The sequence below is a fragment of the Candidatus Omnitrophota bacterium genome (assembly GCA_025453395.1).
Lineage (GTDB): Bacteria > Omnitrophota > Gorgyraeia > Gygaellales > Profunditerraquicolaceae > JAlOQK01.
Genome location: JALOQK010000013.1, coordinates 1 through 10,736 on the forward strand (window position 1 = coordinate 1; position 10,736 = coordinate 10,736).

14 protein-coding genes and 1 pseudogene are annotated in these 10,736 nt (G+C 43.8%); 14 read left to right on the top strand and 1 reads right to left on the bottom strand.

What is annotated here, in order from left to right; genetic code table 11:
* Nucleotides 1-203: 203 nt before the first annotated feature.
* From MUF05_07675 to MUF05_07740, 14 genes and pseudogenes are all read left to right on the top strand, one after another.
* Complete coding sequence (locus MUF05_07675; protein MCU0666956.1) at nucleotides 204-677, top strand: transcriptional repressor; 474 nt, start codon at nucleotides 204-206, stop codon at nucleotides 675-677.
* A 62-nt stretch (nucleotides 678-739) separates the two neighbouring features.
* The gene (locus MUF05_07680) at nucleotides 740-1,024 is read left to right on the top strand and encodes a DUF5320 domain-containing protein (GenBank protein MCU0666957.1); all 285 of its coding nucleotides are present in this window, start codon (nucleotides 740-742) and stop codon (nucleotides 1,022-1,024) included.
* A gap of 18 nt (nucleotides 1,025-1,042) precedes the next feature.
* Nucleotides 1,043-1,420 carry a NifB/NifX family molybdenum-iron cluster-binding protein gene (locus MUF05_07685; protein MCU0666958.1) on the top strand — a complete coding sequence of 126 codons (378 nt, stop codon included), beginning with the start codon at nucleotides 1,043-1,045 and terminating at the stop codon, nucleotides 1,418-1,420.
* Nucleotides 1,401-1,814, top strand: coding sequence for a NifB/NifX family molybdenum-iron cluster-binding protein (locus MUF05_07690; protein ID MCU0666959.1), 414 nt, complete (start codon nucleotides 1,401-1,403; stop codon nucleotides 1,812-1,814). The genes MUF05_07685 and MUF05_07690 overlap by 20 nt, the downstream gene beginning before the upstream one ends.
* Nucleotides 1,815-1,879: 65 nt before the next feature.
* On the top strand, nucleotides 1,880-2,494 hold the full coding sequence (locus tag MUF05_07695) for a class I SAM-dependent methyltransferase (protein ID MCU0666960.1): 615 nt from the start codon (nucleotides 1,880-1,882) through the stop codon (nucleotides 2,492-2,494).
* Between the two features lie 2 nt (nucleotides 2,495-2,496).
* Complete coding sequence (locus tag MUF05_07700) at nucleotides 2,497-3,354, top strand: ATP-binding protein (GenBank protein MCU0666961.1); 858 nt, start codon at nucleotides 2,497-2,499, stop codon at nucleotides 3,352-3,354.
* 2 nt (nucleotides 3,355-3,356) lie between these two features.
* Nucleotides 3,357-4,280, top strand: a pseudogene (locus tag MUF05_07705) (FAD-dependent oxidoreductase).
* 33 nt (nucleotides 4,281-4,313) lie between these two features.
* A complete protein-coding gene (locus MUF05_07710) occupies nucleotides 4,314-4,631 on the top strand; it encodes a DnaJ domain-containing protein (protein MCU0666962.1) in 318 nt (105 codons plus the stop codon).
* Nucleotides 4,628-5,242, top strand: a complete 615-nt coding sequence (locus MUF05_07715; GenBank protein MCU0666963.1) for a class I SAM-dependent methyltransferase — start codon at nucleotides 4,628-4,630, stop codon at nucleotides 5,240-5,242. Before MUF05_07710 ends, MUF05_07715 begins: the two co-directional genes overlap by 4 nt.
* On the top strand, nucleotides 5,239-6,087 hold the full coding sequence (locus MUF05_07720) for a P-loop NTPase (protein MCU0666964.1): 849 nt from the start codon (nucleotides 5,239-5,241) through the stop codon (nucleotides 6,085-6,087). The genes MUF05_07715 and MUF05_07720 overlap by 4 nt, the downstream gene beginning before the upstream one ends.
* Nucleotides 6,088-6,798, top strand: coding sequence for an MBL fold metallo-hydrolase (locus MUF05_07725; GenBank protein ID MCU0666965.1), 711 nt, complete (start codon nucleotides 6,088-6,090; stop codon nucleotides 6,796-6,798).
* Nucleotides 6,799-7,008: 210 nt separating this feature from the next.
* Nucleotides 7,009-8,172, top strand: a complete 1,164-nt coding sequence (gene dinB, locus MUF05_07730) for a DNA polymerase IV (protein ID MCU0666966.1) — start codon at nucleotides 7,009-7,011, stop codon at nucleotides 8,170-8,172.
* 47 nt (nucleotides 8,173-8,219) lie between these two features.
* The gene (locus MUF05_07735; protein ID MCU0666967.1) at nucleotides 8,220-8,654 is read left to right on the top strand and encodes an NUDIX hydrolase; all 435 of its coding nucleotides are present in this window, start codon (nucleotides 8,220-8,222) and stop codon (nucleotides 8,652-8,654) included.
* Nucleotides 8,655-8,668: 14 nt separating this feature from the next.
* Nucleotides 8,669-9,250 carry a flavodoxin family protein gene (locus MUF05_07740; protein MCU0666968.1) on the top strand — a complete coding sequence of 194 codons (582 nt, stop codon included), beginning with the start codon at nucleotides 8,669-8,671 and terminating at the stop codon, nucleotides 9,248-9,250.
* Here the strand turns inward: MUF05_07740 and MUF05_07745 are convergent.
* Nucleotides 9,240-10,736, bottom strand: a 1,497-nt coding sequence (locus tag MUF05_07745) for a hypothetical protein (protein ID MCU0666969.1), incomplete at its 5' end; no start/stop codon positions are given. The genes MUF05_07740 and MUF05_07745 overlap by 11 nt on opposite strands.

Genomic DNA, 10,736 nt, shown 5'->3' on the forward strand with positions numbered 1-10,736 from the left:
GGGGTATAAGACTCCCAGGCAGGTAGCTAGCGAATACTTACAAAGTAACGGCTTTGATCAGGGATTTAAATTTTGTCGCAATTAGAGTTGCAATTCGCCCAGGCATTTTATTGTACTAAAAGAACTTGACAGGAGTATTTTTATGTTGTATATTAGTAATGAAAATCATTTCCATTAATATTTAGTTAATAATAAGGACATATATGCCAAGAGGCGAATGCAGAGGACAGCGGTGGTGGCATGGCAAGTTTCAGGGGTGCGGCTATAGGCTTACCTTGGGCCGTGAGGCGATACTTGATATTCTATCCAAGTCCGAAGGCCACTTAAGCGCTGAAGATATATACATTAAGATTCATCCAAAGTATCCCAATGTGGGTTTGACTACTGTCTATCGGACGCTGGATGTGTTGTCAGGGTTGGGCATGGTCTATAAGCTTGATTTTGGCGACGGAAGATCGCGCTATGAATTCGCCGAAGGGCCTAAGGGGGCACACCACCACCACCACTTAGTGTGCACGCAATGCAATAAGATCATTGACTATGCTGATTTTATTGATGATGAGGTAGAGCTTCTTCATCAGATCGAGAGGGGATTGGGGCAGAAATATAAGTTTAAGATTACTAATCATCTTATACAGTTTTATGGCGTATGCGAGGAATGCGCAGATAAGAAATAATCGCTATATTTTTTTATTAATTAGTGAAAACGATTTTCATTAAAGAAAGGAAGGTGGTAACTATGCCAGGTTTTGACGCAACAGGGCCAAGGGGCCAAGGGGCAATGACAGGCGGGGGAAGAGGATATTGTGTTGTGCCTGTTGGTGAAGCAGGAAAACAGTTAGGAGCAGGGGCTTTCAGAGGAAGAGGCGGTGGTAGAGGTTGGCGTAATTGTTTCTATGCTACAGGCCTTCCCGGATGGATCAGGGGCAAGGATCAGTTATCTGCGCTGAAAGATCAAGCGGAATACCTTAAAAAAGAACTTGATGCGATACAGGCAAGGGTTCAGGAGCTGGAGAGTAAATAAGAAAGGAGCTTGTTAAAAATGAGAGTCGGAGTTGTGCTAGAAGATGAAAATGGGGTACACGGTAATGTCTGCGCGCATTTCGGGCAGTGCAGGTTTTTCTTTTTAGCGGACATTGATAAGGATAAGAAGAAAATAATCGGCACGCGCATTGTGCCTAATACCGCTGTGCACGGCGGGGGCGGATGTGTCGCGGTTGATGAGATCCTAAAGTATAATATAACCCATGTTATTGCCGGAGGAATGGGCATGGGCGCCCAACAGAAATTTGCTAATGCCGGAGTGCAGGTATTTGGTTATTCCGGTAATGTGCAAAAAGCCCTGGATGATTTTATGGATAACGCCCTGGGCGGCCTTGACGCTTGTAAGGATCACGGCCATGGCGGAAGCTGCCATTAAGAAAGAAGGCATTGACATGAAAATATGCATTACTTCAGAAGGAAAGACTTTGGAGTCAATGGTTGACCCCAGATTCGGCAGGTGCCAGAATTTCATTTTCTTTGATACTGATTCCGGCAGTTTTGAGGCGTGTGAAAATTCTAATTCGCAGTTTCAGGGCGGGGCAGGTATTCAATCAGGCCAATTTGTAGTGTCTAAAGGCGCTAAAGCGGTATTAACAGGAAATATCGGCCCTAACGCGCATCAGGTTTTATCAGCCGCCGGGATTAGTATATTTACCGCAGTCTCTGGGACAGTTAAGGAGGCGATAGGCGGCTACAAAAACGGTAAATATAAGCTTGCGGATGCCCCCAGTGTGGGTTCAAAATTCGGCATTCCGGGCAAGAGCAGCTAATGGAAGCAGGTTAAAATTCCATCACAAGATAAGATGTTTAAAGAACACGATTAGGAATAATAAAATTGGACAAAGAAGTCATAGACAACCACAAGAGATATTTAGAGCGCCAAGCCCTATATAAAAGTTTCGGATATGATGTATATAAAGAAAGGGATTTTATCCTTAAGCAGTCGCAGCCTGTCTCAGGCAGGATTCTTGAGGCCGGAACTGGCAAGGGGCATTTTGCGCTTGCTTTGGCTAAGGCCGGGTATTATTTTGTTACTTTTGATATTTCGCCCGAAGAACAGCGGTTTGCGCGGCTGAATATCGCCCATTTCGGTTTTGAAAGCCAGGTAGATTTTAGGATTGAAAACGGCGAGCGTACCAGTTTTGCTAACGCAAGTTTTGACACTATTTTTTCAGTAAACGTCCTGCACCATTTGCGCAATCCTTATCAGGTGATAAATGAATTTATCCGGCTTGTTTCTCCCAAAGGTAAAATAATATTAGCTGATTTTACGCTGGAAGGGTTCAAGGTTATGGATAAAATTCACAGCCTTGAAGGTAATTCGCATGAAATGGGCAAAGTTGGATTAACCGGCGCGCAGGCATATCTTCAGAAAAATGGTTTTTCAGTCCAAAAAGTATCAAGTTTGTATCAAAGCGTTGTTATTGCTGAAAAAAAATTAGCGGTTTAAATATGATTATTTCGGTGGCAAGCGGAAAGGGCGGCACAGGCAAGACTACAGTGGCGGTTAATCTGGCGCTGTCGCTTAGCAATATCCAGCTTCTTGATTGCGATGTTGAAGAGCCCAACGCCCACATTTTCTTAAAACCAAAAATTAGCGCAGAGAAAAAGGCGGTTATCTGCGTGCCAGAGATTGACCAGGCGAAATGTACGTACTGCGGTAAATGTAGTGCAATCTGCGCCTATCACGCTATTGCGGTTGTTCCCGGCAGCGAAGGTAAAAAGGGAAGTGTATTAATTTTTACGCATCTATGCCATGGTTGCGCAGCGTGCAGTTTACTTTGCCCGGAAAAGGCGATCAAGCAAGTTAATAAACAGATCGGTTTGATTGAAATAGGAGAAAAAGCCGATATGCAGTTTATTAGCGGCCGTCTTAATATCGGCGAGGCGATGTCGCCGCCGGTTATCAAACAGGTTAAGCAATATATTAATGCGGCAAGGACAGTGATTATCGACGCGCCGCCCGGGACGTCTTGCCCGGTGATTACCGCGGTTAAAGGAAGCGATTTTTGCATTCTGGTAACTGAGCCCACGCCATTCGGGTTCAATGACCTTATCTTGGCTATTGATCTGTTGCGTAAATTAAAGATATCGTTTGGCGTAGTTATTAACCGCTTTGATATTGGCGATAGTAAGGTGGAAGATTATTGCAGGCATGAGAATATCCCCGTTCTGATGAAGATCCCTTTTAGCCGGGAAATAGCGGCGAGCTATTCTGAAGGCGTGCCTATTGTAGAAAAGGACGCTTCTTATCGGGATAAATTTATTAATTTATACCTAAAGTTATGCGCGGTAAAAAAGGAGGAATAGATATGCCATCGAAGAGAATTGTGGTTATCGGTGGGTCTGCGGCCGGCCCTAAAGCGGCTGCCAAAGCTCGCCGCCTTGATGAACACGCGCAGATTATCCTTTTTCAGAAAGATCCTGAATTGTCAATGGCATCATGCGGTTATCCGTATTACGTGGGAGGTGTTTTTAGCGATAGGAATATGCTTTTGTGCACGCCAACCGCAGTAACGCGGGATTCCCAATTTTATCTTAAGGCCAAGGCAATTGACGCTAGAGTTAATACAGAGGTGACCCAGATAGATACTAAAAGGCGCCTGGTAACTTTTAAGAATCTTATTACTAATGAGTCTGGAAGCCAGCAATATGATGTTCTGGTAGTTGCTACCGGGTCTTGCGCGCGCATGCCTGATGTCCCCGGAGTTGATTTAAGCGGAATTACCACGCCCCAATCAATTAATGGCATTGCCGGGTTTATCGGGGAAAACGGCGCGTTGAAAGCGGTGAAGCTGCAAAACGGCACAGAGTTGGATTGTCAGCTCCTTATATTTATGCTTGCGGGGGTTGCACTGAAAAGGTGCACCGGATAACCGGTAAAAATGTTTTAGCCGCGCATGGCGATATCGCGAATTTACAAGCTAGGGTAGCGGGAGAAAACGCGGTGCTTGGCTCGCAATGCGTGGGCCCGGGTAACGTGAATAGGCAGATCGCCCAGTAGGCAATGGTTATTCAGGCCGGGATGCATGTTGAGGATCTGGTAAATTCAGATAGGCGCCTTGCGTAAGCGCCTCCATGAGTTTGCGCAGGATAAGGATAAGGAAATTATCTGTTACTGCAAAATTTCCCTTCGCGGGTATGAGGCGGCGCTGGTATTGGAGGCCAACGGCTGGAAGAATGTTTCGGTTATGCAGGGCGGCATCGCGGCATGGCCGTATAAAAAAGAAAAGTAATTCTTTTAATGCCGGAAACTTTAGGAGCATTACATGGCGGATTTTAATCAAATTGATGAGGCAAGAAAAATACTGGGTTTGGGAGAAGAAGCCAGCCTTGATGAAATAAAAGAAGCGTATCGCAACTTAAGCCTGGCGTATCATCCGGATCGATGCAAACATAAGGATAAAAAACTATGCGAGGAGAAATTTAAGAAAATATCCCGGGCCAAAGAGCTTATTTTAAGCTATTGTTCGAATTACCGGTATTCTTTTAAAGAAAAAGAAGTTAAAAAGAATATTATGTCAAAAGAGGAATACGAGCATCTTAAAAGGTTTTATGACGGTTGGTTCGGGGACCTTGGTTTATGAGAGTTTTTGAAACGTATTCTAAGAAATATGACGCCTGGTATGATAAGCATAAGGCGGCGTTCTTTTCTGAATTAGCGGCGATTAAGAAGGCCCTGCCTAAGAATAAAAATGGCCTTGAGATTGGGGTGGGCACAGGCAGGTTTGCCGCGGCGCTGGGCATTAGGACAGGAATTGATCCTTCGCCAGCGATGCTTAAGCGGGCTTTCAAGCGAGGCGTGGGTACGCGCTGGGGCAGAGGAGAAAACATTCCGTTTGAGGATGCCAGTTTTGATTATGTCACAGTTATTATTACGCTATGTTTTGTGCGTAACCCCTTAAAAGTATTAAAGGAATCAGCGCGGGTATTAAAAAGTCCCGGGCGGATAATCGTTTGTATTATAGATAAAGAAAGCTTATTGGGAAAATTTTACCGCGCGAAAAAAAGCGTGTTTTACAAAAATGCGCGTTTTTTCACGGTTAGAGAAGTTACTTCTTTACTGAAGCAGGCCGGTTTTCGGGATGTTTCTTATTACCAGACAATAACTGATTTTCCAGAGAAAATACGTACCGTTGAAAAACCCAAGAAAGGTTTTGGCTGTGGCAGTTTTGTCGTAGTCAGCGCGAAAAAATGAAACAGATAGTAGTTATTAGCGGAAAAGGCGGGACAGGCAAGACCATTATTACCGGATCGTTGGCAGTTTTAGCCAAAAGAAAGGTGATGGTTGATTGCGACGTTGACGCGGCGGATCTGCATTTGTTATTGCATCCTTTAGTTATACAGCGTCATGAGTTTAAAAGCGGGCAAACCGCGGTTATTGATAAAAATCTTTGCATAGAATGCGGGGAATGCGCGTTAGCATGCAAATTCTCGGCGATAAGAACTGATTATACGGTTGAAGACTTTTCCTGCGAAGGGTGCGCTCTCTGTAGCCATATATGCCCGCGGGCAGCTATCCGTATGCAAGAGAATGTGGCCGGGGAGTGGTTTGTTTCCGACACAAAATACGGATCTTTTGTGCACGCAAAGCTTGGTATCGCGCAGGAGAATTCCGGCAAGCTTGTGGCAAAAATTAGGCAGGTTGCTAAAGAGTTAGCCGAAAAGCAGAGCTTGGATTATGTGATTATTGACGGCCCCCCGGGCATTGGATGCCCGGTGATTGCTTCGTTATCGGGAGTTGATTGCGCTCTTATTGTGACTGAGCCCACGCTTTCCGGGTTGCATGACGCAGAGCGCGTTATAGAAGTGGCAAGGCATTTTAATATTCCGGTTAAGTTGGTGGTGAACAAATGCGATTTGAATCCGGCTATGACCAAAGAAATTGAAGAATTCTGCCGCAAGCAGGGCGTGCCGGTTATCGGTAAGATCGTTTTTGATAAGGCAGTTGTTAAAGCGCTGGTTGGAGGTAAAACTATTGTTGAATATCTGCGCTGTCCTGTTACGGATGAAATCAGCCAGATCTGGGAGAGGTTGCGATAAATGCAGATTAAGGTTATAGCTGTCGGCTCAACTAAATGGGAGCGTTTTATCCGCCGCTGGGGCGTTTCGTTTCTTATCGGCGAAGATGTCTTGTTTGACACTTTCGGTGACCCGGGCGTGCTTTTAAGCAATATCAGCAAGCTTCATATTGATACCGCTAAAATTAAACATATTGTTTTGTCGCACGATGACTGGGACCACATTTCAGGATTGTGGAATTTGATAAATAACCGCAAGGATATCACGGTGTATGTCTGTCCGGGATTTAAACAGGAAATAAAAGACAGAATTTTATCTTTTGGAGTTAAACTTGTTGAAGCAGGCGAAGTTACGCAGATTAAAGATAATATTTACTCCAGCGGAGAGCTTGTTGGTGAATCTGAAGGCAGAAAAATATGCGAGCAGTCGGTTGTGATTAAAACAGGCAATGGCTTAACGGTAATATGCGGGTGCGCGCATCCCGGAGTAGTAAATATCATTAAACATGTGCAGGGAAGTTTTAAAGCGCAGGTTTATTCGCTTTTCGGCGGGTTCCATTTAAAAGATAATCCTGATAAGGTAAATTTGGCTGTCATTGATGATTTGCGGCAGCTTGGCGTACATAGAGTTGCTCCGATGCATTGCACGGGAAAACGCGCGGTAAGAATGATGGTTAAAGTATTTGGGCGGGGGTTTGTAAGAGTTAAGGAAAAAGATATCTTGGAGCTATGAGGCCGTCCGGCCATATGCTTTTGCGCAGAGTAATTGATTGCTCTGCGCTTTTTTGTTGTATAATATGTCTATCGCGCAAATGCTCAAGGGTGCCTGTGAAGCTAATGTGCAGTGAAGATTACCTTGCTAAAACCGACGGCTTAAAGCGCAAAATTAAGATCAAGCGTTTACCCGGAGAAAAGAAGCTAAAATTTATCCATTTATAGCGCGATGAAAAAGAATAGATTTATAGTCCATGTGGATATGGATGCGTTCTTTGCTAGTGTTGAGCAAAGAGATAATCCGCAATATAAGGGTAAGCCGGTTATTGTCGGTTCTGACCCTAAAAAAGGTTCAGGCAGAGGAGTTGTTTCAACCTGTTCTTACGAAGCCAGGAAATTTGGCATTCACTCTGCTATGCCAATTTCCATTGCCTACCGCAAATGCCCGCAGGCAATATTTCTTCCGGTTGATTATCAAAAGTATGTTCAGGCTTCTAATCAGATAATGAAAATTTTTGAAAGTTTCTCTCCGAGCGTGGAGCAGGTAAGTATTGATGAAGCTTTTCTTGATATCAGTGATACCTATAAGATCCATCGTTTTGCCTATCAGACTTGTGTGGCTATAAAAAAACGCATCAAAGAAGAAACAGGCTTAACAGCATCAGTGGGTTTAGCGCCTACTAAGATGGCAGCGAAAATTGCTTCTGGTTTAGATAAGCCAGACGGTTTGGTTCAGGTTAAGAAAGAGAATTTGCTTAATTTTCTTTGGCCGTTAGATGTAGATATGCTTTGGGGGGTAGGCAGTAAAACCAAAACTATCTTGGATCAGATGGGAATTCGTACAATCGGAGATCTTGCCCAAAAGGAAAAGGGGGAATTAGTAAGAGAGTTTGGCAAAAATGGCGAATGGTTTTGGGAAATGGCCCGGGGGATAGACCAGAGCGAAGTTGAAACTGACAGAGAAGCAAAATCAATCAGCAATGAAACTACTTTTGAAAAAGACACAAACGATAAAAGTGCTATAATAAGCGCCTTGGCTTCTTTGTGTGAGCAGGTATCTGACCGGCTTCGTGAAGCAAACTTTAAATGCCGGACTGTTACTTTAAAGGTTAGGCTTGAGGATTTTAAGACTTATACCAGATCTTTGACTATTCCTGATTCCACAAATTTCTCCGAAGTTTTGATTAAAACTATTAGAAAGCTTTTTGAAGATTTTGAAGTTAAGAATTGCAAGGTCAGGCTAGTTGGGGTTAAGGCCTCAAATCTTTCTTGTGCCGATGAAAAATATTTGTTTGTGGATAAGGAAGAAGTTAAAAAAGAGAAAGTGCATAAAGCGGTAGATAGAATTCGCCAAAAGTTTGGTAGTAATTCTATCTACCACGCAAGCGCGTAGTTTATTTCTCGTAGTTTCTGTTAGGACAGAGAAGGCCATATATTATCATGTGTAAAAATATTCCGATCATCAAGCATCCGGGCGCGGCGTTAATCGTGCCATTTCTAGGTAATGGTAAGGTGGTGATGCTTCGTCAATACAGGCCGGTGATCAAGAAATATTTGTATGAGCTTCCTGCCGGCACCCTTGAAGAAAATGAAACGCCTTTGGCTTGCGCGCGCCGGGAATTAATAGAGGAAACTGGTTTTTCGGCAGGCAAACTTATCAAATTGGGGTTTATTTATCCTGTGCCGGGTTATTCCACCGAGAAAATATTTATTTATAAGGCATTTGATCTTAAGAGAGCCAAAATGCGTCTTGAGAACGATGAGATTATAGAGCGTAATATAGTTACAAGAGGAAAGGCCCGTAGCCTGCTTAAATCCGGAAAGATTAACGACGCCAAGACCATCTGCGCATTAGCCTTGTGCGGGTGGATATAGAAGGAGGTTGATTTATGAAAGTTGTAGCTTTTAACGGAAGCGCGCGCAAAGATGGCAATACTGCCATTATGATAAAACATGTATTTAAAGAGCTTGAAAAAGAGGGTATTGAAACAGAATTGGTGCAACTTGCCGGAGAAAAGATCTCGGGTTGCATTGCCTGTTATAAGTGTTTATCTAACAAAGACAAACGCTGCGCGGTAACTGGCGATATAGTAAATGACTGTATTAGGAAAATGGGCCAGGCAGAGGGGATTATTTTGGGTTCGCCAACTTATTTTGCTGATTGCACTTCGCAGATAAAGGCCTTGATGGATCGCGCGGGATTTGTTTCCCGGGCCAATGGTTCAATGTTCAAACGCAAGATTGGCGCCGCAGTTGTTTCAGTCAGGCGCGCGGGCGCAATTCACGCCTTTGATACTCTGAACCATTTTTTCACTATCGGAGAAATGATTACCGTAGGATCTTCCTATTGGAATATAGCAATGGGCCGTGATATCGCAGATGTGGAAAAAGATGCAGAGGGATTGTCAACCATGAGCGTGTTGGGCCAAAATATGGCTTGGTTGATGAAAAAAGTATTCGCTACAAGGTAGATGAAGTTAGGATAACTAAGGTCTCCTTTAACTCTGGATCACTTTCAACCAGATTATTTTCTTCCAAATTAAAGATCTCAGTAAGGCACGCGTGTATATCATCTGAGCGTATATCCATTTGATCTCGCAGCGAACAGGCCGCCAGTAATTCTTTTATCCTGTTTCCTGAAGGGATTATCCCTGAATCTACCATTTTTTTGATCTGTATGATTTCCTGTTCGATATTGATGTTTTGGGCATTTGCTATTTTTGGTAGTGCGTAGTTTAACTTTGAGAAGTTGCCCATTGGTTGCACAATAATATTCATTACCCTGAAATCAATACCTCCGGGTTTGCCTGGAACAGAAGTGTTATCATTCAGCATCCTGGAAATATCTCCTTCGGAGCGGGTTATATCATTTGTAGAGGGGATTTCTTTTGCCCTGTCTGCTAGCCACTTGGCCGCAGGCACTATAGTATATTCATCTAGCGCCTGAACATCGTCATCCAAAAGCCCCAGAGATTGGAAATCAGGATTGGGCGGAAGTTTACGCATCCTTCCGGTAGGCTCTGTTTCCGGGACCTCATTTTCGTATCCGCGTTCTCCCTGGCCTAATACCAAAGCCTGAAAAGCCAGATGCTGAAATTTCCTTAAGTCTTGTATTCCTTTTTGGTCGGAGCCGTTCATAAGATTAGCCAGGACTTTTTCTAGGCCTTCTTTAGTTTTGGTTTCGTTACCCCTGAAATCAGTCATGTAAAGCGTTAAGACCATCAAAGGCAGCGCATTCTTGGCAATCACTAATGGCTGGTCTTTAAGCTCGTGGAAGAATTTATACAGCGGATGGACGATATCTTTGCCTTCTTTGGCGTTTTTAATTGCCGCGAACTTTTCTTCGGTAAGCTGTTTAGCAATAGTTTCTTCTGATACGCCTGCCTGTTTGGCGAGAATGGCGATCATTTCCTCTTTGTTTGTGACAGCTTTGATTTCAGCATTTACCCTTACGCGTTTCTTGCCCCAGCCGATAAATGGATTTTCTGGGTTACGCAGGTCTGCGTCTTTAGATAATTTCCAGCCGTTATTATGGGCGTCTGCGGCTGCCGCTTCTATATCAGTAGTTAAACATCTGGCAAGAAGTTGGCTTACTCCTGCTGTTGTAGCTGAATCCATTTCACTGCCGACTATGCCGCGTATTTGATATAAGCTGTCGTGGATTCTTTTATCGCGTTCGCTGTTAAGTCTGCTTAAGGCTAATCTGTCGTTAGGATTAGAAAGGTCAAGACTTCTGTCGTTCGATAATCCCATGCGTTTGGCTCTTGCCAGGAAGGGATCAAATAGCTCCTCATACAATTCAGGATGGTTTTTTTCCATATCTCTTATATCTTGGATGCTGAATCCGAACCAATCATCCCATTCACTGCCGGCTGTAAGGCCGTGCAGTTTTTTTATGCTTTCATTGATTTTTTGGTCGCGTTGGCTTAGTATCTCTTGCAGTTCTTTTCTGTCTTG

What these genes read in the sequence shown, in the direction of transcription:
- MUF05_07675 (MCU0666956.1), top strand. Translation starts at nt 204, where the DNA reads ATGCCAAGAGGCGAATGCAGAGGACAGCGGTGGTGGCATGGCAAGTTT.
- MUF05_07680 (MCU0666957.1), top strand. Translation starts at nt 740, where the DNA reads ATGCCAGGTTTTGACGCAACAGGGCCAAGGGGCCAAGGGGCAATGACA.
- MUF05_07685 (MCU0666958.1), top strand. Translation starts at nt 1,043, where the DNA reads ATGAGAGTCGGAGTTGTGCTAGAAGATGAAAATGGGGTACACGGTAAT.
- MUF05_07690 (MCU0666959.1), top strand. Translation starts at nt 1,401, where the DNA reads ATGGCGGAAGCTGCCATTAAGAAAGAAGGCATTGACATGAAAATATGC.
- MUF05_07700 (MCU0666961.1), top strand. Translation starts at nt 2,497, where the DNA reads ATGATTATTTCGGTGGCAAGCGGAAAGGGCGGCACAGGCAAGACTACA.
- MUF05_07710 (MCU0666962.1), top strand. Translation starts at nt 4,314, where the DNA reads ATGGCGGATTTTAATCAAATTGATGAGGCAAGAAAAATACTGGGTTTG.
- MUF05_07715 (MCU0666963.1), top strand. Translation starts at nt 4,628, where the DNA reads ATGAGAGTTTTTGAAACGTATTCTAAGAAATATGACGCCTGGTATGAT.
- MUF05_07720 (MCU0666964.1), top strand. Translation starts at nt 5,239, where the DNA reads ATGAAACAGATAGTAGTTATTAGCGGAAAAGGCGGGACAGGCAAGACC.
- MUF05_07725 (MCU0666965.1), top strand. Translation starts at nt 6,088, where the DNA reads ATGCAGATTAAGGTTATAGCTGTCGGCTCAACTAAATGGGAGCGTTTT.
- dinB (MCU0666966.1), top strand. Translation starts at nt 7,009, where the DNA reads ATGAAAAAGAATAGATTTATAGTCCATGTGGATATGGATGCGTTCTTT.
- MUF05_07735 (MCU0666967.1), top strand. Translation starts at nt 8,220, where the DNA reads ATGTGTAAAAATATTCCGATCATCAAGCATCCGGGCGCGGCGTTAATC.
- MUF05_07740 (MCU0666968.1), top strand. Translation starts at nt 8,669, where the DNA reads ATGAAAGTTGTAGCTTTTAACGGAAGCGCGCGCAAAGATGGCAATACT.